At 59.9% G+C, this 21,576-nt stretch carries 23 protein-coding genes; 10 read left to right on the top strand and 13 right to left on the bottom strand.

Features of this window, described 5'->3' with window-relative positions:
• The first annotated feature begins 61 nt into the window (after positions 1–61).
• Genes urtB through urtE form a run of 4 tightly spaced genes read left to right on the top strand, consistent with a single transcriptional unit; the run spans position 62 to position 4,214 of the window.
• Complete coding sequence (gene urtB / locus CWM61_RS21470) at positions 62–1,636, top strand: urea ABC transporter permease subunit UrtB (protein WP_061154657.1); 1,575 nt, start codon at positions 62–64, stop codon at positions 1,634–1,636.
• Complete coding sequence (gene urtC / locus CWM61_RS21465) at positions 1,636–2,709, top strand: urea ABC transporter permease subunit UrtC (RefSeq protein ID WP_008804969.1); 1,074 nt, start codon at positions 1,636–1,638, stop codon at positions 2,707–2,709. The genes urtB and urtC overlap by 1 nt, the downstream gene beginning before the upstream one ends.
• Positions 2,709–3,506 carry an urea ABC transporter ATP-binding protein UrtD gene (gene urtD, locus CWM61_RS21460; protein WP_002904321.1) on the top strand — a complete coding sequence of 266 codons (798 nt, stop codon included), beginning with the start codon at positions 2,709–2,711 and terminating at the stop codon, positions 3,504–3,506. Before urtC ends, urtD begins: the two co-directional genes overlap by 1 nt.
• 9 nt (positions 3,507–3,515) lie before the next feature.
• Positions 3,516–4,214 (top strand): urea ABC transporter ATP-binding subunit UrtE, encoded by a 699-nt coding sequence (urtE, locus tag CWM61_RS21455; RefSeq protein ID WP_016160988.1) that lies wholly within the window; start codon positions 3,516–3,518, stop codon positions 4,212–4,214.
• A 35-nt stretch (positions 4,215–4,249) separates the two neighbouring features.
• Here the strand turns inward: urtE and CWM61_RS21450 are convergent, their stop codons facing one another.
• Both CWM61_RS21450 and ydeE read right to left on the bottom strand, forming a co-directional pair.
• Entirely contained in the window at positions 4,250–4,732 is a 483-nt protein-coding gene (locus CWM61_RS21450; RefSeq protein ID WP_100631888.1) for a helix-turn-helix domain-containing protein, read from the bottom strand.
• 129 nt (positions 4,733–4,861) lie between these two features.
• Complete coding sequence (gene ydeE / locus CWM61_RS21445; protein WP_100631887.1) at positions 4,862–6,055, bottom strand: efflux MFS transporter YdeE; 1,194 nt, start codon at positions 6,053–6,055, stop codon at positions 4,862–4,864.
• 194 nt (positions 6,056–6,249) lie between these two features.
• Between ydeE and eamA the strand changes: the two genes are divergently transcribed.
• Complete coding sequence (gene eamA / locus CWM61_RS21440; protein ID WP_100631886.1) at positions 6,250–7,149, top strand: O-acetylserine/cysteine exporter; 900 nt, start codon at positions 6,250–6,252, stop codon at positions 7,147–7,149.
• A 47-nt stretch (positions 7,150–7,196) separates the two neighbouring features.
• Here the strand turns inward: eamA and marB are convergent, their stop codons facing one another.
• The 3 genes from marB to marR are packed head-to-tail and all read right to left on the bottom strand — an operon-like array spanning position 7,197 to position 8,284.
• Positions 7,197–7,415 carry a multiple antibiotic resistance protein MarB gene (gene marB / locus CWM61_RS21435; protein WP_038422522.1) on the bottom strand — a complete coding sequence of 73 codons (219 nt, stop codon included), beginning with the start codon at positions 7,413–7,415 and terminating at the stop codon, positions 7,197–7,199.
• A gap of 40 nt (positions 7,416–7,455) precedes the next feature.
• The gene (gene marA, locus CWM61_RS21430; RefSeq protein ID WP_002904397.1) at positions 7,456–7,830 is read right to left on the bottom strand and encodes an MDR efflux pump AcrAB transcriptional activator MarA; all 375 of its coding nucleotides are present in this window, start codon (positions 7,828–7,830) and stop codon (positions 7,456–7,458) included.
• A 19-nt stretch (positions 7,831–7,849) separates the two neighbouring features.
• Positions 7,850–8,284, bottom strand: a complete 435-nt coding sequence (gene marR, locus CWM61_RS21425; protein WP_008804963.1) for a multiple antibiotic resistance transcriptional regulator MarR — start codon at positions 8,282–8,284, stop codon at positions 7,850–7,852.
• Positions 8,285–8,545: 261 nt separating this feature from the next.
• On the opposite strand from marR, the gene CWM61_RS21420 reads away from it, so the two are divergent.
• Positions 8,546–9,214, top strand: a complete 669-nt coding sequence (locus CWM61_RS21420; protein WP_002904403.1) for a MarC family NAAT transporter — start codon at positions 8,546–8,548, stop codon at positions 9,212–9,214.
• Positions 9,215–9,284: 70 nt separating this feature from the next.
• Here the strand turns inward: CWM61_RS21420 and CWM61_RS21415 are convergent, their stop codons facing one another.
• Positions 9,285–10,484, bottom strand: a complete 1,200-nt coding sequence (locus CWM61_RS21415) for a sugar transporter (RefSeq protein ID WP_008804962.1) — start codon at positions 10,482–10,484, stop codon at positions 9,285–9,287.
• Between the two features lie 201 nt (positions 10,485–10,685).
• Here CWM61_RS21415 and CWM61_RS21410 point away from each other — a divergent pair, with 201 nt between their 5' ends.
• Positions 10,686–11,477 carry a PhzF family phenazine biosynthesis protein gene (locus CWM61_RS21410; RefSeq protein ID WP_100631885.1) on the top strand — a complete coding sequence of 264 codons (792 nt, stop codon included), beginning with the start codon at positions 10,686–10,688 and terminating at the stop codon, positions 11,475–11,477.
• A gap of 71 nt (positions 11,478–11,548) precedes the next feature.
• Here CWM61_RS21410 and CWM61_RS21405 read toward each other — a convergent pair whose 3' ends face one another.
• The 6 genes from CWM61_RS21405 to CWM61_RS21380 all read right to left on the bottom strand — a co-directional run bounded on the left by CWM61_RS21405 (position 11,549) and on the right by CWM61_RS21380 (position 17,395).
• Positions 11,549–12,226 carry an SDR family NAD(P)-dependent oxidoreductase gene (locus CWM61_RS21405; protein WP_074385913.1) on the bottom strand — a complete coding sequence of 226 codons (678 nt, stop codon included), beginning with the start codon at positions 12,224–12,226 and terminating at the stop codon, positions 11,549–11,551.
• On the bottom strand, positions 12,223–12,696 hold the full coding sequence (locus CWM61_RS21400) for a YhcH/YjgK/YiaL family protein (RefSeq protein WP_074385912.1): 474 nt from the start codon (positions 12,694–12,696) through the stop codon (positions 12,223–12,225). Before CWM61_RS21400 ends, CWM61_RS21405 begins: the two co-directional genes overlap by 4 nt.
• Complete coding sequence (locus CWM61_RS21395; protein ID WP_074385911.1) at positions 12,693–13,859, bottom strand: sialidase family protein; 1,167 nt, start codon at positions 13,857–13,859, stop codon at positions 12,693–12,695. Before CWM61_RS21395 ends, CWM61_RS21400 begins: the two co-directional genes overlap by 4 nt.
• A gap of 3 nt (positions 13,860–13,862) precedes the next feature.
• Positions 13,863–15,272 (bottom strand): sodium:solute symporter family protein, encoded by a 1,410-nt coding sequence (locus CWM61_RS21390; protein ID WP_100631884.1) that lies wholly within the window; start codon positions 15,270–15,272, stop codon positions 13,863–13,865.
• Positions 15,273–15,348: 76 nt separating this feature from the next.
• A complete protein-coding gene (locus CWM61_RS21385) occupies positions 15,349–16,233 on the bottom strand; it encodes a dihydrodipicolinate synthase family protein (RefSeq protein ID WP_100631883.1) in 885 nt (294 codons plus the stop codon).
• 13 nt (positions 16,234–16,246) lie between these two features.
• On the bottom strand, positions 16,247–17,395 hold the full coding sequence (locus tag CWM61_RS21380) for an iron-containing alcohol dehydrogenase (protein ID WP_100631882.1): 1,149 nt from the start codon (positions 17,393–17,395) through the stop codon (positions 16,247–16,249).
• Between the two features lie 175 nt (positions 17,396–17,570).
• Here CWM61_RS21380 and dtnK point away from each other — a divergent pair, with 175 nt between their 5' ends.
• From dtnK to CWM61_RS21365, 3 genes are read left to right on the top strand one after another with little or no spacing between them, the layout of a single operon-like run.
• On the top strand, positions 17,571–18,806 hold the full coding sequence (gene dtnK, locus CWM61_RS21375) for a D-threonate kinase (protein ID WP_100631881.1): 1,236 nt from the start codon (positions 17,571–17,573) through the stop codon (positions 18,804–18,806).
• Complete coding sequence (locus tag CWM61_RS21370; protein WP_100631880.1) at positions 18,799–19,785, top strand: D-threonate 4-phosphate dehydrogenase; 987 nt, start codon at positions 18,799–18,801, stop codon at positions 19,783–19,785. The genes dtnK and CWM61_RS21370 overlap by 8 nt, the downstream gene beginning before the upstream one ends.
• Before the next feature lies 1 nt (position 19,786).
• Entirely contained in the window at positions 19,787–20,548 is a 762-nt protein-coding gene (locus tag CWM61_RS21365) for a DeoR/GlpR family DNA-binding transcription regulator (RefSeq protein ID WP_012968265.1), read from the top strand.
• Positions 20,549–20,562: 14 nt separating this feature from the next.
• On the opposite strand, the gene CWM61_RS21360 is transcribed toward CWM61_RS21365, so the two are convergent.
• Positions 20,563–21,507: an L-lactate dehydrogenase gene (locus tag CWM61_RS21360; protein WP_046619722.1), complete on the bottom strand. Its 945-nt coding sequence runs from the start codon at positions 21,505–21,507 to the stop codon at positions 20,563–20,565.
• Positions 21,508–21,576 lie beyond the last annotated feature (69 nt).

The following is a 21,576-nucleotide window of genomic DNA, read 5'->3' as shown; positions in this document are numbered from 1 at the left end:
GCGCCAGGGCCGGCGGGGCTGGAGCATAGCGCCCGTCGGCCGCTGACCAGAGGAGAACGACATGAACGCATTGCGTCTCATGAGTGTGTTGGCGCTACTGCTGATCCTGCTGCCGTGGCGGGCGCAGGCCGCGGAGGCGGACGACTTCGTTGCCGCCAGCCGCAGCCAGCAGGCGCAGCTGTTGACCCAGTGGGCGGCAGCACCACAGGCGGATCGTCTGCCGCTGCTGCGGGCGTTGACCACCGAGAGCCTGGTGATGGACGACGGAAAACATGCTTTCCGTACCCGACAGGGCGGATTACAGCCCTTGGGCGCTGCCGCTGCGCCGCAGGGCGAAACCCGACCGGTCCGTCTGACCAACCGGCTACGCAATCTGGCTGCTGGTGCGCTGGCCAGCCACCTTATTTTAAGTGACAACGTCACGGAGAGGGCTTCTGCCGCGCGCACGCTTCAGCGGGAAGCGACCCCGGCCATGGCCGCGCTGCTGCAACAGCGGCTGCAGGCGGAAACCGATGAAAATGTGCGGGGCCTGCTGGAGGTGGCGCTGGCGCGCCTGCAGCTCACTCAGCCTGAGGCCAGCGCGCGACTGGCCGCCGTGACGCTGCTCGGCCATTCGGCGGACCCGGAGACCCAGGCGCTGCTGATCCCCTTTACCGATGCCCAGCATGAGCCGGATGCGGCGGTGCGCGAGGCGGCCAGCGACAGCCTGCAAAAGATCAAACATCGTTTGCTGCTCGGCGATCTGCTGGGCCAGGCCTTTATGGGGCTGTCGCTGGGATCGGTGCTGCTGCTGGCCGCGCTGGGGCTGGCGATCACCTATGGCCTGCTGGGGGTGATTAACATGGCCCACGGCGAGATGTTAATGATCGGCGCCTACAGCTGCTGGCTGGTACAGCAGGCGCTGGCGCAGCTCGCGCCGCAATGGCTGGCCTTTTATCCGTTAGTCGCGCTGCCGGTGGCGTTTCTGGTGACCGCCGGGATCGGCATGGCGCTGGAGCGCACCATTATTCGTCATCTGTATGGTCGGCCGCTGGAAACGCTGCTCGCCACCTGGGGGATCAGCCTGATGCTTATCCAGCTGGTGAGGATGCTGTTTGGCGCGCAGAACGTGGAGGTGGCAAACCCGGCCTGGCTCTCCGGCGGCGTGCAGGTCCTGCCGAACCTGATCCTGCCGTGGAACCGACTGGCGGTGCTGGCGTTCGTCCTGCTGGTACTGTCCTTTACCTGGCTCATCCTGAACCGCACCCGTCTGGGGATGAACGTCCGCGCCGTGACGCAGAACCGGGCGATGGCCGCCTGCTGCGGCGTGCCTACCGGGCGGGTGGATATGCTGGCTTTTGGCCTCGGCTCCGGTATTGCCGGGCTGGGCGGCGTGGCGCTGTCGCAGCTTGGCAACGTCGGGCCTGAGCTGGGTCAGGGATACATTATCGACTCGTTTCTGGTGGTGGTGCTGGGCGGCGTCGGCCAGCTGGCCGGCAGCGTGGCGGCGGCCTTTGGGCTGGGCATTTTCAACAAAATTCTCGAACCCCAGATGGGCGCGGTGCTGGGCAAGATCCTGATCCTGGTGATGATTATTCTGTTTATTCAGAAACGCCCGCAGGGTCTGTTCGCGCTGAAAGGGAGGGTTATTGACTGATGAGCCAACCAATCACCTTAACGCTGGCGCAGCGCGCGCCGCGGCCTCTGCGCTGGCTGGGGATCCTGCTGGTGCTGGGGCTGCTGAGTATGCCATTTCTGGCGCTGCTGCCGGCCTCGCATCCGCTGGCGGTGCCGAGCTGGCTGCTGACGCTGAGCGGCAAAATCCTCTGCTACGCCATTGTGGCGGTGGCGCTGGATCTGGTCTGGGGCTATGCGGGCATGCTGTCGCTGGGGCACGGCATTTTCTTTGCCCTCGGCGGGTACGCCATGGGGATGTACCTGATGCGCCAGGCGGCGGGCGACGGTCTGCCGGCGTTTATGTCTTTTCTCTCCTGGAGCGAGCTGCCCTGGTTCTGGTGGGGCACGCAGCATTTCGCCTGGGCGATGGCGCTGGTGGTGCTGGTTCCTGGTCTGCTGGCTCTGGTTTTCGGCTGGTTTGCCTTTCGCTCGAAGATCAAAGGGGTCTATTTCTCGATCATGACCCAGGCCCTGACCTATGCCGGTATGCTGCTGTTCTTTCGCAACGAGACCGGGTTTGGCGGCAACAACGGCTTCACCGGTTTTACCACGCTGCTGGGTTTTCCGGTCACCGCCACCGGCACCCGCGCCACCCTGTTTATGGCTACGGTTTTGCTGCTGTTACTGACCCTGTGGCTGGGCTCGGCGCTGGCGCAGAGTAAGTTTGGCCGGATCCTCACCGCGGTACGTGACGCCGAAAACCGGCTGATGTTCTGCGGGTACGACCCGCGCGGCTTCAAGCTGCTGGTATGGACGCTGTCGGCGGTGCTCTGCGGTCTGGCGGGGGCGTTATATGTCCCGCAGGTCGGGATCATCAACCCCAGCGAAATGTCGCCGACCAACTCCATCGAGGCCGCCATCTGGGTGGCGCTCGGCGGGCGCGGCACGCTGATCGGCCCGGTGCTTGGCGCCGGGCTGGTCAACGGCGCGAAAAGCATTTTCACCGTGGCGATGCCAGAGTACTGGCAGCTGTTTCTGGGCCTCATCTTCATCATTGTGACCCTGTTTTTACCCCGCGGGGTGATGGGCCTGCTGCGTCGAGGAGACCGCTAATGCAACCGGATGAAGGACTGTTTACCCGTCAGCTGCCCGGCGATCGTTTTCGCGAACAAACCGATCCGGTGCTGCAGCTGGAGAACATCAACGTCAGCTTTGACGGTTTCCGGGCGCTGACGGATCTGTCGCTGGCGATAGGCGTCGGCGAACTGCGCTGTGTGATCGGCCCCAACGGGGCGGGCAAGACTACCCTGATGGACGTGATCACCGGCAAGACCCGGCCGCAAAGCGGCAAAGCGCTCTATGACCAGTCGGTGGATCTGACCACCCTTGACCCGGTGGCCATCGCCCGCCAGGGCATCGGGCGCAAGTTTCAGAAGCCGACGGTCTTCGAAGCGCTGACGGTGGCGGAAAATCTCGCCCTGGCGATGAAGGGAGATAAATCGGTGTGGGCCAGCCTGCGCGCCCGGCTGAGCAGCGAACAGGACGATCGGCTGAATGAGGTGCTGCGCCTGCTGCGTCTCGATGGTGAGCGCTACCGCCAGGCCGGTCTGCTGTCCCATGGCCAGAAACAGTTTCTTGAGATCGGCATGCTGCTGGTGCAGGAGCCGCATTTGCTGCTGCTTGATGAGCCGGCGGCCGGCATGACCGATGCGGAGACGGAGTATACGGCGGAGCTGTTTCGTACCCTGGCTGGACAGCACTCTCTGATGGTGGTGGAGCACGACATGGGATTTGTCGAGACCATCGCCGACCGGGTGACGGTTCTGCATCAGGGCCAGGTGCTGGCGGAGGGATCGCTGCGGGAGGTGCAGGCCAATGAGCAGGTCATTGAAGTTTATCTGGGACGTTAAGGAGCGCCAATGTTACAGGTGAGTCAGCTACATCAATACTACGGCGGCAGCCATATTTTGCGTGGGGTGGATTTTTCCGCCCGCCAGGGCGAAGTCACCTGCCTGCTGGGGCGCAATGGCGTCGGTAAGACCACGCTGCTGAAATGCCTGATGGGGCTGATCCCGGCGCGCAGCGGTGAGGTACGCTGGCAGGATCAGAACATCACCCATCGCAAACCGCACCAGCGGGTGCAGGCCGGGGTCGCCTACGTCCCCCAGGGGCGCGAGATATTTCCGCGCCTGACGGTGGAAGAAAACCTGCTGATGGGGCTGTCGCGCTTTCCCGCCCGCGAAGCGCAGCAGGTGCCGGAGGAGATCTACCAGCTTTTCCCGGTGCTCAAGACCATGAAGCAGCGGCGAGGCGGTGACTTATCCGGCGGGCAGCAGCAGCAGCTGGCGATCGGCCGCGCGCTGGCCAGCCGTCCGCAGCTGCTGATCCTTGATGAACCCACCGAGGGGATCCAGCCTTCGGTTATCAAAGAGATTGGCGAGGTGATCCGCCAGCTGGCGAGCCGCGGGGATATGGCGATCCTGCTGGTGGAACAGTTCTATGACTTTGCCGCCGGGCTGGCGGACCACTACCTGGTGATGTCGCGCGGCGCCATCGTCCAGCAGGGCAAGGGCGGTGATATGGAGCGCGACGGCGTGCGCGCCATGGTGACCATCTGACCAGGCCGGCGGCGTGCGCGCCGCCGGTTTGCGGGCTATTTGCGCAACAGCCGCTGCAGGCGCGCCTGGCGCCAGTTTTTGATCCATTCGCCGAACACGAACAGGCGTAATCCTCTCACCACCAGCAGGGCGCCCCAGATCAGGGCGACCCAGCCGGACCAGTAGTCCTGTGGATTAGTGAAGCGGTTGAGCACCGCCAGCAGCACGCAAACCACCAGCGCCACCGACAGCGAACGGAAAAAGCGGCTCTCCTGATGCACCCGCGCTTTGGCTTCCTCTATGCGCAGATCCAGCGAGGCTTCCGGGCCCGGCGCGCCCTCCCGCGAGGCTTCGTCGCCGATCTCGGCCACCGTGACCTCAAAGACCGCGGCGAGGGCGCTGAGAGTCTCCAGCCCCGGGCGTTCGCCATTCTCAATACGCTGGATCGTGCGGACGCTGAGACCCGCCATTTCGGCCAGCTGCTCCTGGGACCAGGCGCGCTGTAGCCGTAATTGTTTGACCTGATTGTTGCTGTTCATATTCGTATGCTCCATGACGTTCTGCGGATGTAAACCTGTGATGGAGTATGGTGAACCGGGCCGCCAGCCACCACGACAGCGACCCGACAGCGGCCCGACATCAACCCGACAGCCGCATGCCAGCTGGCGTCAGGCATTAGCCAGCGGACAATCCGGCTGCCAGGGACGGGCATTCATCCCGCGGAAAATCATCAGCCAGGCGGCGACAATCGCCACGATAAGAATGACAAAAAGCGACCATTGCGGCAGATGGGTGAGGATCATCCCGGTGAACATCGGGTTGAATGCCGCGCCCAGCCACCCCAGCGACTGGGCGGAGAAGTAACTGGCCTTCATCCCCGACGGGGCAATATGGTCAATCAGCATATACTCCCCGGGGGCATAAATCACTTCCCCGAGGGTGAAGATCGCCGCCGAGATCCCCCATGCCCACAGGTTGGCGCCAGAGAACATAAAGCCCACGAGGCCGATAACAAAGCAGACGGTGCCGAAGGTCATCAGCGGGCGAATATTTCTGGCGCTCAGTCGTCGGCCAACCGCGTACTGCAAAGCGACCACCACCGCGGCGTTAACCGGCAGCACGACGGCCACCACTTTCTCGGCGAAGTCACTGCTGGCGACCACCAGTACATACTGCGAGAGACAGGAGGCGAAAGCGCCGCTGACGAAGGAGGCCAGCAGCCCGGAGCAGGTAAACCACAGCAGCGCCCGGTCATGCAGCAACACTGAGGGAGACCAGGCGGCAGCACCCGGCTGGGCCACGGCCACATCCCGCTGGAGAAACAGCTGAATAAACACCAATGGAAAGGCGGCGCAGGCGGCCGCCAGCCAGAACGGCAAATTGATGCTGTGCATCACCAGCAGTGTGCCGATGGGCGGCCCGACGGTCCAGCCGATATTGAGGATGGTATAGTTCAGCGAGAAGATACGCGCTTTTTTCTCCGGCGTCAGCCGGTCGGCGAACCAGGCTTTTAGCACGGTGGAAAACACCGAGTAGGCGCAGTTGATCAACGCAAAAAAGATCACCACCAGGATAGCGTTATTGACCAGCGGTATCGCGCTAAATCCCAGAATAAACACCAGCACTGACCACACCATATAGCGCTTTTTGTCGAACTTATCCGCGAGGATGCCAAAGCCCATACTGAACAGCACGCCGACCACCAGCGCCAGCGACAACGCGTAGCCAATCACATCGACATCCAGCTGATAACGTCGGGTGAGGTAGATAGTCATAAACGGCAGTGTGGCCCCGCGGCCAATAGTTAGCAGTAACGACGATGCCAGCAGCGCGATGGTGGAGCGCCTGAGAGTGGTGATCATGATTTCCTTGCCTGTCATGTTGTTATAATTTTATGTCTTCGATCACAAATAACATGCTCATTACGCCTTGTACAGGTCAGCCCGGTCGCCGGGCGCACTTCCTGGCCTGCCAAAAATAATGATCTATCCTGGCGGCCGCTTTTTGGTTACTTTGATTTTGTTCACAAAAATTCTAATAACGACAGAGGCAGGGTATGACGAGGAAAGATGGACTGCTGGCGCTGCTGGTAGTGGTGGTGTGGGGGCTTAACTTTGTGGTGATTAAGCTGGGATTACACAATATGCCGCCGCTGATGCTGGCGGGGCTGCGCTTTATGTTGGTCGCCTTCCCGGCGCTGCTGTTTGTGTCCCGGCCTGCCATCCCGCTACGCCTGCTGCTGGGTTATGGCCTGACCATTAGCTTTGGTCAGTTTGCCTTTCTGTTCTGCGCTATTGGCCTGGGTATGCCTGCCGGGCTGGCTTCGCTGGTACTGCAGGCGCAAGCCTTCTTTACCATTATTCTCGGCGCCTTCGTCTTTGGCGAACGTCTGCTGGGCAAGCAGCTGGCGGGGATCGCGCTGGCGATCTTTGGCGTGCTGGTGCTGGTGGAGGGCAGCCTCGGCGGGGAGCATGTGCCGCTGGTGGGCTTTATGCTGACCCTGGCGGCAGCGCTCAGCTGGGCCTGCGGTAATATCTTCAACAAGAAAATCATGTCGCATGCCGCCCGGCCGCCCATTATGTCGCTGGTGGTGTGGAGCGCGTTGATCCCGGTGCTGCCGTTTATGCTGGCCTCATGGCTGATTGATGGCCCGCAGACCATGCTGGCGAGTCTGCAACACATCGATCTGCTGACGATACTGTCGCTGCTCTATCTGGCGTTTATCGCCACTATCGTCGGCTATGGTATCTGGGGATCGCTGCTGGGGCGCTATGAGACCTGGCGGGTGGCGCCGCTGTCGCTGCTGGTGCCGGTGGTGGGGATGGCCAGCGCTGCGCTGCTTCTGGGGGAGACGCTGAGCGGGCTGCAGCTCACCGGGGCGGTACTGATTATGGCCGGGCTCTATATTAACGTCTTCGGCTTACGTCTGGTGCGGCCGGGTATAGCGCGCGGATAAAAAAAAAGCCCCGAAGAAGGGGCTACACAATTATGCGTGTAATGGCATCACAGGTCGTGCTGCTGGTAGTACGGCACGCCCAGTTCGTCGGATTTATCACTGCCAGCCGCCATATGATTGAAATCAAATGGCGAATCGTTATGTTCCGAAGGGATAATCATTGTATCACGCTGGTTTTGACGCACCGGCGTGGTGTTTTGCTCCGCATAGCTGAGGCTGGAGACCAGCGACAGGAGTACGATAGCTGCGGTAGCGAATAATTTCATGATTTCCTCAATACGTCTTTGATAATACAGGCGATTAACATCAGTTATTTAGCGGATGCAGATAGCGGGATTCGCCAGGTACATTCGTTATGCGATACTTGTGGGGCGGAACATCGAAATAGTTCTTAAACGTTCGCGTCAGGGTCTGCTGCGACTCGAAACCGTAGCGTTCCGCCAGGTACAAAATGGGCTCATTGCTCTGCTTGAGCTTTTGCGCAATCTCCGTCAGCTTGCGGCTGCGGATGTACTGGCCGAGGGAATGGCCGGTCTCTTTCTTAAACATTCGTTGCAGGTGCCACTTGGAGTAACCTGAACGCTCAGACACTTTTTCCAGCGACAGGGGCGATTCCAGGTTATCCTCGATCCACGACAAAATACTATGGATAGTGATGGCGTCATTATTACGTCTGGACATCATCTTACCTCTTCTTATTTTACGGCAGGACCTTCTTGAGTAGTTGCTCAAGCGCGACGACTTCGTCCGCCGACAGATTTTTTGTTAACTCCTGGTGTAACTTCTGACCCACAACCTGATGACACTGCTCGCAAAGGGCTGCGCCGTCCGGTGTCAACTGCACCAGCACGCCGCGCTTGTCAGCGGGGTTGGGTAACCGTTCAATCCAGCCTTTGCACGCCAGGCGGTCGAGCATACGCGTCATCGCGCCCGGGTCGACGGAAAGCACGGTTTTCAGCTCAACGGGGGTAATACATACCTCGCAACGAATGGAACAGAGCACGCGAAACTGGGTCGCGGTAATATCCATGGGTGAGAGGTAGTCGTTGAGCAGGCGATCTTTTTTCTGGTTAACCATCTGGATCAAGCGGCCCAACGGGATCATTTCATTAAACAGGTCGCTGGTACTTTTCATGATGATTGCCCAGGCAATTAATTAGTTGCAAGTGATACTATTGCCCAGGCAATCATAAGTCAACATTATGAATTGGCCGATGCCACGATTTGCTAAAATAAAAAAATCCGACGTGGGTCACTGTTTATGGTTTTTCTAACGCTTGTTAATTTTTAGCGGAAGTGGTTTATCAGCAGGCTGGCGGCGAAAGTGTCGAAGCCGGTATACTCACGGAACGAAACAATACTTAAAAAATGAATATTAACGGGACTTTAATTAACTATGTTCGATTTGTTTAAAGCAATAGGGCTTGGCCTGGCGGTGCTTTTACCGCTGGCAAACCCACTCACAACCGTGGCGCTGTTCCTCGGCCTGGCGGGCAATATGAACAACGCCGAGCGGAACAAGCAGGCGTTGATGGCATCGGTGTATGTGTTCGCCATTCTAATGGTGTCGTGGTATGCCGGTCAGGTGGTGATGAATACATTCGGCATATCAATACCTGGGTTGCGTATCGCCGGGGGATTGATTGTGGCCTTTATCGGTTTCCGCATGCTGTTCCCCCAGCAAAAAGCCCACGATTCGATGGAAGCGAAGATCAAATCGGAAGAACTGCAGGATGAACCGACCGCCAATATCGCCTTTGTGCCGCTGGCGATGCCAAGCACCGCCGGTCCGGGCACCATCGCGATGATTATTAGCTCCGCCTCGACCGTTAAGCACGGCGTGGACTTTCCGGAGTGGGTGGTACTGGCGGCGCCGCCGATCATCTTTTTGCTGTTAGGGGTGATTCTGTGGGCTTGTCTGCGCAGTTCCGGCGCGATTATGCGTCTGGTAGGCAAAGGCGGCATTGAGGCCATTTCACGACTGATGGGCTTCCTGCTGGTTTGTATGGGCGTGCAGTTTATTATTAATGGTGTGCTGGAGATCATTTCGACCTGGCACCCCTGATCGCCCCGGATGGGATGAGAGACAACAGCCTGCCGGTAGCCATGCCGGCAGGCTTTTTTATCGCGGTAACTCAGGAGTGGTGCGGTTGATGGTCTTCCAGCGATACCGGCCAGCGGCGGAAGATCATCAGAGACCATACCAGCGCGGCCAGCGCCGGGATGGCACCGATGTAACCGATGGAGGCCATCGACAGATGCAGACTCACCTGGCTGCCTACCAGCGCGCCGGCGCCAATACCAATATTAAAGATGCCCGAGAACAGGGACATGGCGACGTCGGTGGCATCCGGCGCGGAAGCCAGCACTTTTACCTGCATACCGAGACCGATAATCATGATCGCCACGCCCCAGAAGATACTGAGCAGCATCAGATGATGTGCATTGTCCGAGGCAGGCAGGAGCAACAGCAGGCAGGCCAGCAGCAGGCCGATAGCGATGCTAATCAGCCCGGAAGCGTGCTGGTTGCCGAGCTTACCGAACAGAATGCTGCCGATAATACCGGCCCCGCCGAGGATCAACAGCAGCACGGTAGCAAAGTTGCCGCTCAGGCCCGCCACCGTCTGGACAAAGGGCTCGATATAGCTGTAGGCGGTATAGTGGGCGGTCACCACCACCACGGTCAGAATATAAACACTGACCAGCGCCGGACGGCGGAACAGCACCGGCAGGCTTTTCAGCGAGCCAGAATGTTCGCTCGGTAGCGTCGGCAGCAGTTTCACCAGACAGGCAAGGGTGGCTAACGCGCCCAGGCCAATCGCCAGGAAGGTCATTCGCCAGCCAAAATACTGTCCGATGATGCGGCCAATCGGAATACCGAACACCATCGCCAGGGCTGTACCGGTGGCGATCAGGCTCAGCGCCTGTGCCCGTTTACCAGGCGGCGCCATGCGGATGGCCAGCGCTGAGGTAATCGACCAGAAAACCGCATGCGCAAAAGCGATGCCAATGCGACTAATTACCAGGACGTCAAAACTCCACGCAAAAAACGACAGAACGTGGCTGGCGATAAACAGAATAAACAGGCCGATGAGCAGACGCCGGCGCTCCATTTTGCTGGTCAGCAGCATAAACGGCAGCGACATCAGCGCCACCACCCATGCATAAATGGTGAGCATCATACCCACCTGGGCGGTTTCCATGCCGAAGCTGCCGGCAATATCGGACAGCAGACCGACAGGGGCGAATTCTGTGGTGTTAAAAATAAACGCGGCGATGGCCAACGTCACGACACGTAGCCACGCTACCTTGCGTGAGACCGTATTCGTAGTCATAAGCTCTGGATGGGTGATTCAAGGGAAGATGTGACGGTGATCTTAAAACGATTACTGGCGAAAAGACAATCATTTTGTGATCTTCATCTCATTTCGCTGCAAGTGGCTGGCAGCGGTTAAGCAATTAATTTTGCTATGGATAGTGTCAGGGGAGCGCTTTTATGTCATGTTGAAGGAAAGTAAAAAAAGTAAGGACAGTGTATGCAGGAAATTCAATTTTATCTGGTCGATGCCTTCAGCGATAAAAACTTTGGCGGTAATGCCGCGGCCGTTTGCCCGCTCAGCGAGTGGTTAGCGGACGATGTATTGCTGAAAATGGCCCAACAGCATAACCAGTCCGAAACGGCGTTTTTCGTCCACACCGACGAGGGCTATGAGCTGCGCTGGTTTACCACGCTGGGCGAGATCAACCTCTGCGGCCACGCCACCCTGGCGACGGCGCATGTTATTTTCGAGTATCTTGACCATCCCTCGGCGACGATTACCTTCAGCACCCGTTTTGTCGGTGAACTGCGGGTGACCCGCAGCGGCGACTGGCTGACGCTCGACTTCCCGGCGTGGTCGACCACCCCGGTGGACAACCCGCCGGCGGACCTGCTGGCCGGACTGGGGCTTGAGTCCGCCGTCGAGGTGCGGGAAGGGCGTGATTATCTGGTCGTGCTGGCGGATCGCCAGCAGGTTGAAGCGGTGCAGACCGATATGGCACGTCTGCAGAAGCTCGGCAAAATGATCTGTGTCAGCGCGCCGGATGAGGAGTATGACTTTGTCAGCCGCTTCTTCTGCCCGGGAGAAGGGGTGCCAGAGGATCCGGTCACCGGCTCCGCCCACAGCATGCTGATCCCCTGGTGGGGCGAAAAGCTGGGGAAAACCACCATGATGGCGCGCCAGGTCTCCGCCCGCGGCGGCGACCTGCGCTGCCAGTGGCAGGGCGACAGGGTGCTGATTGGCGGCCAGGCCACCACTTATTTGCGCGGAACGGTTTACCTGCGTTAATCATCGCCACCGCATCGCCCCGGGGAGCGGTAATCTACTTCCGCTCCCCGGGTGCGACATAGCCTCAGCCATCAGCCCAGCGATGCGCCGCCACACATCACCAACTCCTGTCCGGTCATCGCCGATGCGCCCTCGCTCAGTAACCAGCTCACCAGAGAGACCACTTCCTGCGGGGTAATGAGTCGCCCAAGCGGCGGAAGCCGCGGCGGGGAACTTTCTCTGCCTGGCTGATGGAGCATCGGTGTATCGGTTGCCCCGGGGGCCACGACGTTGACCGTCACCCCGGCAGGCGCCAGTTCTGCCGCCCAGCTCCTGGCGAGAGCGACCAGCGCGGCTTTGGTGGCCGCATACTGAGATCGACCAGCGGCGCCTCGTGACGTACGGCTTCCCAGCAGAACGATCCTCCCGCCCGATCCCATGGTCGGGGCGAAGTGATTGACCAATGTCTGAGCCGCATCGACGTGTAAACGCCACAGCGACTCGCTGCGCTGAGGGTCCAGATTGCCCAGGGTGGCTGCCGCCATTGAACCCGCGGCGTGGATGATGGCCTGAGGAGGCTCAATCTGCTCCAGCGCCGCCAGCAGCGCGCTGCGTTGGCTGACGTCGACCATCAGATGGCGAAAGTTCGGCTGTGAAAAGGGCGGCAGCGAACGGCTCAGACCGACAACCTGCCAGCCGTCCGCCAGCAACTGCCTCACCACCGCGGCGCCGATCCCGGAACTGGCCCCGGTCACCATTGCCCGCTTCATTGCGCCTCCAGCATCGCTGCCGGGATCTTGAATACCGCCTTTCTGACTGGCGCTGGCGTCGAAACCGCACACAGCGCCTGGTGCGGTTCGCCGGGGTAAAAGACCGCGAAGTCGCCGGGACGCAGCAGAATAGAAACACTCTCCGGGGCCGGCTGACATATATAGAGGTCGGGCTTAAGCTCATTATCTTCTGGCCGCATCGCGGGAGCCATGCCCGCCTGGATCCGCTCCTCGCCAGCCAGGATGACCTGAATATCCGCCCACTGGCGATGATATTCCGTGTGCCGCTCGGCCGCAGGCTGCGTTTGCGCCACACTGAGGGTGCAGAACCACGACGCGCCGTCGGGCTGGAAGCGGCCATCCTCTCTGGCGCTGAGCGCGGCCAGCGAACAGGCCTCGCTGCTCAATAGCTGCTTTAACGCCGGCGGCAGACCAGCCTGCTGCAGCGCCTGCAGATTACCGATAATCATGCGTTTTCTCCTTTTACCCACTGCGGCGAGACGCGAACATACTTGATCGCCTGGCGGTACCAGGTGTAGGCGATATGCAAATTACCGTCTTCTCCCTGTTTGATACTGGGGTAGGAGAACTCCCGATTCAGCTTCTGCTCAGAATTGTTGGTCATACAGTAACCATCGCCCTCATCGAGATTGCGCAGCCACGGCCAGGTGACACCGCCATCGGCTGATATAGCGACGGTCATCGGCGCGCGCGGTGCGCCCCAGAAGGCGCTTTTCTCGGTTGCTTCCGGCTCCTTACGGCCATCCTCGTCAGCAATTTCATCATACAGCGAGGCGCGGCGTTCCGTGGCGCCGGCGGCGCTCATATTATTGAACACCAGCGCCAGTTCGCCATTGTCCAGAGTGGTTGCCTGGATTGATGAGTTATTGTTCGGAAGCGTCGTCGGTACCGGCGCCGACCAGCTCTCTCCCTGGTCGCTGGACTGGCTGAACCAGATATGGTCCGCCCAGCGGCTGCGAAAGAAGGCCGCCAGTCTGCCGTCGGGAAGCGGAGTGATACTCATATGGACACAGCCCAGACTCTCCGGGACCGCCACGTCACGCCAGCTTTTGCCGCAGTCTGAAGAGATCTTCACCGCGCTGACGTCATTGTTACCCACCCATTTCTCGCCGGGTTCGGTTCGGCAGTAAAAGACCGGCAGCAGCCAGTTGCCGTCAGGCATAACGCTTATCGGCTGGCGAATAAAAGTACCCGGCTGATCCAGCAGCGTATCGATGGGCCCCCAGCTTCGTCCGCCATCGTGGGAGAGGCGGTAACGCACAATGGCGGTATCCTGGTTTCCGGCAAATTGCGCTGTCCACAACAGCCACAGCACGTTATCGGGCGCCTGAAACAGCACCGGGTTTTGTTCCGAGCGGTCTGGGTCATCAGATAGCTTAACCGCCTCACTCCAGCGATCACTGCCGGGGGCTAACCGCGATCCCCAGATAGAAATATCGGCTTTTCCCTCCTGGGAGCCGCCGAACCAGACGCACATCAGACTGCCATCATCCAGCGGCAGCAGATTGGCGGCATGATTTTGCGGGCAGGCGCTGGGGAGCATTGCCCATGCGATGTGTTCATCTTGCTGGTGCTGGCGAATGACGCCGTCAAAAGGAGGAATTACGGTCATATTTTATACTCCACGTTGCTCAACTGGGGCGGGGGATGGTTGTGATTTATTTGGGATCAGGCGGTCAATCACCATGATGATGGCCGGGGTCGCCAGGGCGACATACATGTTGTTGATACCGAACGGGTCGCCGAGTAAATACCAGGCGGACGTCACCACACAGGCGCCGATCAGACCTGCATTCGCGCCACGGGTGCTTTTGAAGAAGGGCGCGTAGAAGGCAATGATCGCCACCACGGTAATCGAAAGGCGAATGGCGCGAGTAAAGAAGGAGAGTTTCAGCACCTCCGGTACCAGCAGCACAAAAATCAGCGGCAGGAAGCCGATAATGAGCGACGCCCAGCGCGTGGCTCTGAACTCCTGGTCCGGGGTTGGGTTGCGCCATGGTACGTAAAAATCCTTCACTACCAGCGAGGCAATGGCCAGGGCCACGGTACTTACGCTGACGAAAATCGATGCAACAAGTGACGTTGTCACCAGACCTGCCAGCCACGGGTTCATGTCCTGCAGAAACACCGGCAGGGCGTACAAACTATTGATTTCCGGATGCAGGTATTTCGCCGCGACGCCGATAATGGCGATGGCAAAGGCGATAGGCAGGCAGAAAAAGAAGGCGATCCAGGTGGAGCGTTTCGCGGACTGGACGTTTTTGGTTGAGCTAATGGCCTGAATGACAAACTGGGTGCAAAAAATAGAGCCGACGGTACCGATGAGCCACGCAAAGATGGTGCCAGCGCCAATGTTACCATCCCACGTCCAGTAATAATCCGGCATCTTCTCAATCATCGGCGAGAAGCCGCCGGTTTTGGACAGCGCAAAACCCAGAATGATCAGCAGACCCACATATTTTAACGCGCTGTGTAACATGGTGACCCAGGCGACACCCTTCATGCCGCCGAAGGCGAAATAAAAAGTGCTGACGATAGCGGTAATAAAGGCGGCTACCGGTAAATTCACCTTTAATACGGTGGAGATGGCTGCGGCACCGCTGACGTAATTGCCCACGTTAACCAGCAGCAGCGCATAAATCATAATCAGGGAGATAATATTTTTGGTACTGGTGCCATATTTTTCAGCGATGGCGCCGGAAATGGTGATTTTTCCGGTGTTATAGATGCGTTTCACCAGGATTAAACCGAACAGCGGAAAGCCGATGGCTGCCCCCAGCACGGACCACGAGGCGGCAATCCCGCTTTCAAAGGCGGCCTGAGCGGTACCGATGGTCGATTTGGCGCCGATATATTCTGACATCAGTAATATACCGACAATAAAGGCCGGCATGGCGCGCGAGCCTTCCATAAAATCCCCGGAATTTTTACTACGAATGCGAAATGTCAGCCAGGTGGTAAACAGAATATAAGCAATGACGATGCCGACAATAATAAAGGTATCTTCAGCGGTAAAATGATTCATCTTAGCCTCTCTCTGGGCATACGAATCCTGGGTACGGCTGTACCCGGTCCGTTTTATTAACCAAGCGCAGTGGGTATTACGCTAAATAACGGGCAATGATGTCGCGTATCTGCTGCAGCTGTTCGTCGCTAAACTGCACCGCGTAGCGGCTATCGCCCACCTCATGGCCCATCAGCTGCAGGGCTTTTTTCACTGCCGCGGGTGAGAACGCGACGTTGTAAAGGTCAGTGCGCAGGCCCGTCACGCGCTCCTGCGCCTGGCGCGATCCGGCGATATCCCCGGCGTGAAACAGCGACCAGATCGCGTTGATTTCCGCGGGGGCGACGTTGGCAAGCCCTGAAATGCAGGCCGAGCAGCCATCGACATACCCCTGATGGATAAGCGAGTCCGGCCCGTTCAGCACGTCGAAACCGTCAATGTCGCGCACGGCGTCAAGAAAGCCTTTCAGGCTGTCGTAGCTGCCGGCGCTGTCCTTAATGCCGACGATATTCTCGTGCCGAGCCAGCTGGCGCGCCGTCTCCGGGGCAATGGTGTTCCCGGTGCGGGCGGGAATGTTGTAAAGAAAGAGCGGGACGCTCAGCGCGTCGGCGATCGCCGTATAGTGGTTAATCAGCTCCTCCTGCTTCAAGGGTACGAACCACGGGGTAATGGCCGATACTGCGTCAACCCCGAGTCGGGCGATCTGCTGGCCCAGCCGGCGAGTCTCGCGGGTGGATATCTCCCCGATATGCGCCACCACCGGCGCGCGTCCGGCGGCTTCTTCCACGCAGGTTCTGGCGACGGCGATCTTCTCTTCCTCATTGAGGACAAAAAACTCGCCGTTGGTGCCGCCGCAGAAAATACCGTTGCCCGCGGCGAGCTGACGCTGCACCTGCTGGCGTAGCGCTGGCAGGTCAAGGGCTCCCTCGGCGGTAAAGGGGGTGACGATGGCGGTGAGTACGCCGCTAATAGCTCTCCTCATTTTCTTTCTCCTGTTATGCATGTTCTGGAAACAGCGTTTGATAGATAGCCGCAATCTCTTCGCGGCTGACGCTGCAGGGGGCGTTATTCATCAGGCGCTTGACGTTTTGCGCCGCTGCGCTGAGAGCAGGGATGCTCTCCCTGGGCACGCCGAGCGCGCCAAGGTTGTCCGGCAGAGGCAGTCGTTTCACCAGCGCCGCCAGCCACGCGACCAGCGCATGGGATTTCTCTTCCTCGCTGAGCGTGCGATCTGCATCGGGGATCAGATCCCAGACCTGAGCGAATTTTGCCACCGCGTGGGGGCGGACCACCCGCATGCAGGGCGCCAGCAGAATGGCATTAGCCACCCCGTGCGGCAGGTGCCAGGTACCGCCAAGCGGATAGGAGAGCGCATGCACCAGATGGGTGCCGGCATGGTTGATCGCCGCGCCGCCGTACCACGAGGCCCAGAGCATCTCCAGCTTCGCCGTCAGATCCTGCGGCTGATCCACCGAACGTTCGATATGCCGCACCAGCTTGTGTAAACCGATTAACGCCGCGTTGTCGCTTACCGGGTTGGCGACGGTGGAGGTAAAGCATTCCAGCAGATGACACAGGGCATCGATGCCGGTCGACGCCGCGATGCTGGCCGGCATGCTGGTGGTCAGCTCGGGCAGCAGGGCGACATAGTCCGGCAGCAGCACCGGGGAGATGATCCCCACTTTGGTCTGCTGCTCGGGGATCGCCAGAATGGCGTTCGGCGTCGCTTCGGAGCCGGTGCCGGCGGTGGCCGGGATCAACAATGAGCTAATCCGTCGTTGCGGCAACTCGCCTGCCAGCAGGGCCGTCAGAGAGGGCGCCTCAGGATGCAGGAGCACCGAGAGCAGTTTCGCCACATCCAGCACGCTTCCCCCGCCGATGCCCACGATCATCTGGGGCTGGCTGGCACCCAGCTGGCTGACAATCTGTGCCACATCGTGATGGCTGGGCTCTGCCGGTACCGTGTCAATGACCTCAACCTGACGCCCTTCGGCCGCCAGCAGGCGATGGATCGCCTGGGTCGCTTCCAGCGCGCCAACGTTCTGGTCGGTCACCAGCAGGATGCGGGTTTTACCTGACAACAGCGGGAGCAGGGCCGTTGAGGCGCCCGCCCCGCTAATGATTGTGCTGTGTATCGTCGCCACGCGTTTCTCCTTGGTAGTAATTGATTGAATTCAATCATTCATGAATCTAGTCACTCGTCTGGTGGGGAAAAGTTATAATTTATACGGCAGTTTAATAACTTGAGCTTGCTCACATTTAATCAAATATGATTGAATATAATCAGTTTCAGGTTTTCATCGACCACAAGGCAGAACAATGAACGACGGTAATAACCAGGTGCTGGTGCTGGCAGATGACTTTACGGGAGCCAATGACGCCGGCGTCAGCCTGGCGGAGGCGGGCATGTCGGTGGAAGTGGCCTTCAGCGCCGGGCAGCCATCAACCGCTCGGGCGCTAATTCTCAACAGCGACAGCCGGGCAATGAGCGCCGCCGCCGCCGCGGACAAGGTCACCGGTCTGCTGCGCGGCGCGGCAAGATTCGTCCCGCACTGGCAGGTAAAGAAGATTGACTCCACGCTACGCGGCAACCCCGGCGGCGAACTGGAGGCAATGATGGCGGCGCAAGGCTGCCGGCTGGCGGTGGTGGCCCCGGCGTATCCGGCGGCAGGAAGGCATACCCGGGACGGGCGCTGCTATGTGCATGGGGTGGCCCTCGATCAGACCGAATTTGCCAGCGATCCGAAAACGCCCGTGAGCCGGGCGGAGATTAGCGAAATTATCGCCATGCAGAGCCATCTTCCCTGTCTGACGTTGAGCGCTGCCCAGCTTCCGGCGGCATTAGCGACGGCGGGCGAGGAGAAGCGAGTGTTGATTGTCGACGCCTGGGAAGACCGCCATCTGGACCAGGTGATCGACGCCGTCGCGCCCCATGCGCGGGAGACCCTGCTGGTCGGCTCGGCGGGACTTTGCGAGGCGCTGGCGCGCCGCCTGCGCCGCAGCGAGCAGGGGCCGCTACTGGCGCTGGTTGGTTCGATGAGCGAGATGGCGCAGCGCCAGGTCGCTGCGCTGCAGGCGCATTCCCGGGTGATGAAGATTGAAATTGATGTCGAACAGGCCTTTAGCGGATCGCCGAAGGAGGAAGCCTCGCGGATCGCCGAGGTGCTGCGTGAGGGTCATCACTGCGTGGTGACAACTCGCCCGAATAACGCCGCCCGGCACGGGATTGAAGCCCAGTGTCGCGAACATGGCCTCAGCCGTGCGGCCTACGGGGAGCACATCTGCGCCTGGCTTGCCGACGTCACGGTGCAGGCGGTGGCGCTGTGCCCACCGGGCGCCCTGTACCTCTCTGGCGGCGATGTGGCCATCGCCGTCGCGCACGCGCTCGGCGCCACCGGATTTCAGATCCGTGGGCGGGTGGCGCAGTGTGTGCCTTACGGGCACTTTCTCGGCGGTCGCTGGTCGCGACCGGTGATGACCAAAGCAGGGGGATTCGGCACCGACACTACGCTGTTAAATGTTGTGAATTTTATTGAGGAGAAACTGAGTGTCTAACATGATTGCAGTGACAATGGGCGACCCGGCAGGGATTGGTCCGGAGATTATTATCAAATCCCTCGCCGAAGGGGCGCTGAGCGGCGCGCCGGTGGTGGTGGTGGGCTGCGCGCAGACGCTGCGGCGGATCCTGGCGCTGAATATTACGCCGCGGGCGGAGCTGCGCATCATTGACCATCCCGCCGAGGCGCGTTTTTCCCCAGCGACCATCAACGTCATTGATGAACCGCTCAGCGACCCGCAGGGACTGCGCCCTGGCGAAGTTCAGGCCCAGGCGGGGGACCTCGCGTTTCGCTGCATCAGGCGGGCGACCGCGCTGGCGCTGGACGGCGCGGTCGCGGCCATCGCGACCGCACCGCTAAATAAAGAGGCGCTGCATCTCGCCGGGCACGCTTTCCCCGGCCATACCGAACTGCTGGCCCACCTGACGCAGACCACCGATTACGCCATGGTGCTCTATACCGAGAAGCTCAAGGTTATCCATATCACCACCCATATCGCCCTGCGCCAGTTCCTCGATACCCTCAACCAGCCGCGAATCGAGACGGTGATTGGCGTGGCGGATCGGTTTTTGCGCCGGGTCGGCTATCAACGTCCGCGCATTGCGGTTGCCGGTGTTAATCCGCACGCTGGGGAGAACGGCCTGTTTGGCGATGAAGAGATCCGCATCGTCGCCCCCGCGGTCGCCGCCATGCGCGCGCAGGGAGTGGAGGTCACCGGCCCCTGTCCGCCGGACACCGTATTTATGCAGTGTCACGAAGGCATGTACGACATGGTGGTGGCGATGTATCACGATCAGGGGCATATTCCGCTGAAGCTGCTCGGGTTCTATGATGGGGTGAATATTACCGCCGGGCTGCCGTTTATCCGCACCTCAGCGGATCATGGCACCGCGTTTGATATTGCCTGGACAGGTAAAGCGAAGTCTGAGAGCATGGCAACCTCCATTGAGCTCGCCATGCACATCGCGCAGGAATAACATGAAGGGATATAACCGGTTAGAGCAGATTATGGACTTCCTGAAAAGCCATAATCTGGTGACAGTCGACCAGCTGGTGGCGGCGACCAACGCCTCGCCGGCCACCATTCGCCGCGACCTGATCAAACTCGATCAGGAAGGGGTGATCAGCCGCACGCACGGCGGGGTGACGCTGAACCGGTTTATTCCTTCCCAGCCGACGACGCTGGAGAAAGCCCAGCGCAGTCCGCTGGAAAAGCAGGCTATCGCCAGCGCGGCGGCCGCGCTGGTGAAAGCCGGCGACGCGATTGTGCTTGACGCCGGCACCACCATGATTGAGCTGGCGCGGCAGATCACCCATCTGCCGCTGCGGGTGATCACCAGCGATTTACATATCGCGCTGTTTTTGTCGGAATTTAAGCAGATAGAAGTGACGATTATCGGTGGGCGCATCGATGACAGCAGCCAGTCGTGCATCGGCGATCACGGCCGCCGCCTGCTGCAGACCATCTGGCCGGACCTTGCCTTCGTCAGTTGCAACGGCTGGGACCTCGAGAAGGGGATCACCGCCCCGACGGAGGAGAAGGCTGCCCTGAAACGTGATCTGATGGCTAATGCCCGGCGGCGCATCCTGCTGGCGGACAGCTCCAAATACGGCGCCTGGTCACTGTTCAATATTGCCCCGCTGGAGTCGTTGACCGATATCGTCACCGACGCCCATCTGCCGGAGGCGACCCGCGAGGCACTGGTGACCCTTTCCCCGCAGCTGATCATTGCCGACTGACTCGCAGGCTGCCATCAGGGCAGACGGGCGATATTGGCCTTAATCACCGCCATCGACTGGCTGAACTTCGCCTGCTCCTCGGCGGCCAGCTGCAGTTCAATAATCTGCTCCACGCCACCCTGGGCCAGCACCGCCGGCACCCCAGCCGCCGCGCCGCTGACGCCGTACTCACCGTCAAGAATGCAGGAGACTGCCAGCGCACGGTGGCTGCCGGTGAAGATATTGCGGCAGATCTCGGCGATGGTGCCTGCCACGCCATATTCGGTGCAGCCTTTGCCCGCGTAGATCTCAAACCCCAGTTTTCGTACTTTTTCGGCCATTGCCTCGCGGTCGAGCGGCCGGCCGGTACGTTGCTGATAGAGGTCGGCGATCGGTGAGCCATACACCGAGGAGTGTGACCATACCGGAAACTGGGTATCGCCATGCTCGCCGAGGATAAAGGCGTCGATGCTTTGGGCGCCAATATCCAGTTCCTGCGCCAGCAGGCGACGCAGGCGGGTGGTATCCAGCCAGACGCCGGTGCCCAGCACCTGACTGCGCGGCAGGCCGGAGAGCTGCCATACCTGCCAGGTGATGATGTCGCAGGGGTTGGTGGCCACCAGAAAGATGCCGTTAAACCCGTTGGCCATCATCGTCGGCACAATACTTTTCACAATCTTCGCCGTCGTGGTCAGTTCATCCAGCCGACTCTGACCGGGGCGCAGCGCACCGCCGGAAACGGTGATCACCGCGATATCGACATCAGCGCAGTCGCTGGCTTCCCGGGTGGAGATGGTCATCATCCCTGGCAGATAGGCCGCGGCATCGCTGAGATCCTGGGCATGGGCCTCGGCGCGCTGTTGGTTAAGGTCGACGAGGATCAGTTCCTCGCAAATGCTCTGGTTGAGCAGGGCGTAGGCCGCCGACGCGCCGACATTGCCGGCGCCAATAATCATCACTTTACGGGCTTTGGTGTGCATATTCAGATCTCAAGTACGAACGGCAGGAGATAAAATTACTGTGTTTCAGTGAGTTAGCGCAAGAGGTGG

The sequence above is a fragment of the Klebsiella sp. K-Nf6 genome (assembly GCF_002806655.1).
GTDB classification, from domain to species: Bacteria; Pseudomonadota; Gammaproteobacteria; order Enterobacterales; family Enterobacteriaceae; genus Klebsiella; species Klebsiella variicola.
This window is presented reverse-complemented; position numbering and strand designations above follow the sequence as displayed.

Excerpts from the sequence above, each read along its gene's own strand:
- CWM61_RS21405 (WP_074385913.1), bottom strand. The coding sequence starts at position 12,226 with ATGAAGCGGGCAATGGTGACCGGGGCCAGTTCCGGGATCGGCGCCGCG.
- CWM61_RS21400 (WP_074385912.1), bottom strand. The coding sequence starts at position 12,696 with ATGATTATCGGTAATCTGCAGGCGCTGCAGCAGGCTGGTCTGCCGCCG.
- CWM61_RS21450 (WP_100631888.1), bottom strand. The coding sequence starts at position 4,732 with ATGAACAGCAACAATCAGGTCAAACAATTACGGCTACAGCGCGCCTGG.
- CWM61_RS21420 (WP_002904403.1), top strand. The coding sequence starts at position 8,546 with ATGTTCGATTTGTTTAAAGCAATAGGGCTTGGCCTGGCGGTGCTTTTA.
- CWM61_RS21410 (WP_100631885.1), top strand. The coding sequence starts at position 10,686 with ATGCAGGAAATTCAATTTTATCTGGTCGATGCCTTCAGCGATAAAAAC.
- urtE (WP_016160988.1), top strand. The coding sequence starts at position 3,516 with ATGTTACAGGTGAGTCAGCTACATCAATACTACGGCGGCAGCCATATT.
- CWM61_RS21415 (WP_008804962.1), bottom strand. The coding sequence starts at position 10,484 with ATGACTACGAATACGGTCTCACGCAAGGTAGCGTGGCTACGTGTCGTG.
- marR (WP_008804963.1), bottom strand. The coding sequence starts at position 8,284 with ATGAAAAGTACCAGCGACCTGTTTAATGAAATGATCCCGTTGGGCCGC.
- marB (WP_038422522.1), bottom strand. The coding sequence starts at position 7,415 with ATGAAATTATTCGCTACCGCAGCTATCGTACTCCTGTCGCTGGTCTCC.
- CWM61_RS21360 (WP_046619722.1), bottom strand. The coding sequence starts at position 21,507 with ATGCACACCAAAGCCCGTAAAGTGATGATTATTGGCGCCGGCAATGTC.
- marA (WP_002904397.1), bottom strand. The coding sequence starts at position 7,830 with ATGTCCAGACGTAATAATGACGCCATCACTATCCATAGTATTTTGTCG.
- urtB (WP_061154657.1), top strand. The coding sequence starts at position 62 with ATGAACGCATTGCGTCTCATGAGTGTGTTGGCGCTACTGCTGATCCTG.
- CWM61_RS21365 (WP_012968265.1), top strand. The coding sequence starts at position 19,787 with ATGAAGGGATATAACCGGTTAGAGCAGATTATGGACTTCCTGAAAAGC.
- CWM61_RS21395 (WP_074385911.1), bottom strand. The coding sequence starts at position 13,859 with ATGACCGTAATTCCTCCTTTTGACGGCGTCATTCGCCAGCACCAGCAA.
- eamA (WP_100631886.1), top strand. The coding sequence starts at position 6,250 with ATGACGAGGAAAGATGGACTGCTGGCGCTGCTGGTAGTGGTGGTGTGG.
- urtC (WP_008804969.1), top strand. The coding sequence starts at position 1,636 with ATGAGCCAACCAATCACCTTAACGCTGGCGCAGCGCGCGCCGCGGCCT.
- ydeE (WP_100631887.1), bottom strand. The coding sequence starts at position 6,055 with ATGATCACCACTCTCAGGCGCTCCACCATCGCGCTGCTGGCATCGTCG.
- dtnK (WP_100631881.1), top strand. The coding sequence starts at position 17,571 with ATGAACGACGGTAATAACCAGGTGCTGGTGCTGGCAGATGACTTTACG.
- CWM61_RS21390 (WP_100631884.1), bottom strand. The coding sequence starts at position 15,272 with ATGAATCATTTTACCGCTGAAGATACCTTTATTATTGTCGGCATCGTC.
- urtD (WP_002904321.1), top strand. The coding sequence starts at position 2,709 with ATGCAACCGGATGAAGGACTGTTTACCCGTCAGCTGCCCGGCGATCGT.
- CWM61_RS21385 (WP_100631883.1), bottom strand. The coding sequence starts at position 16,233 with ATGAGGAGAGCTATTAGCGGCGTACTCACCGCCATCGTCACCCCCTTT.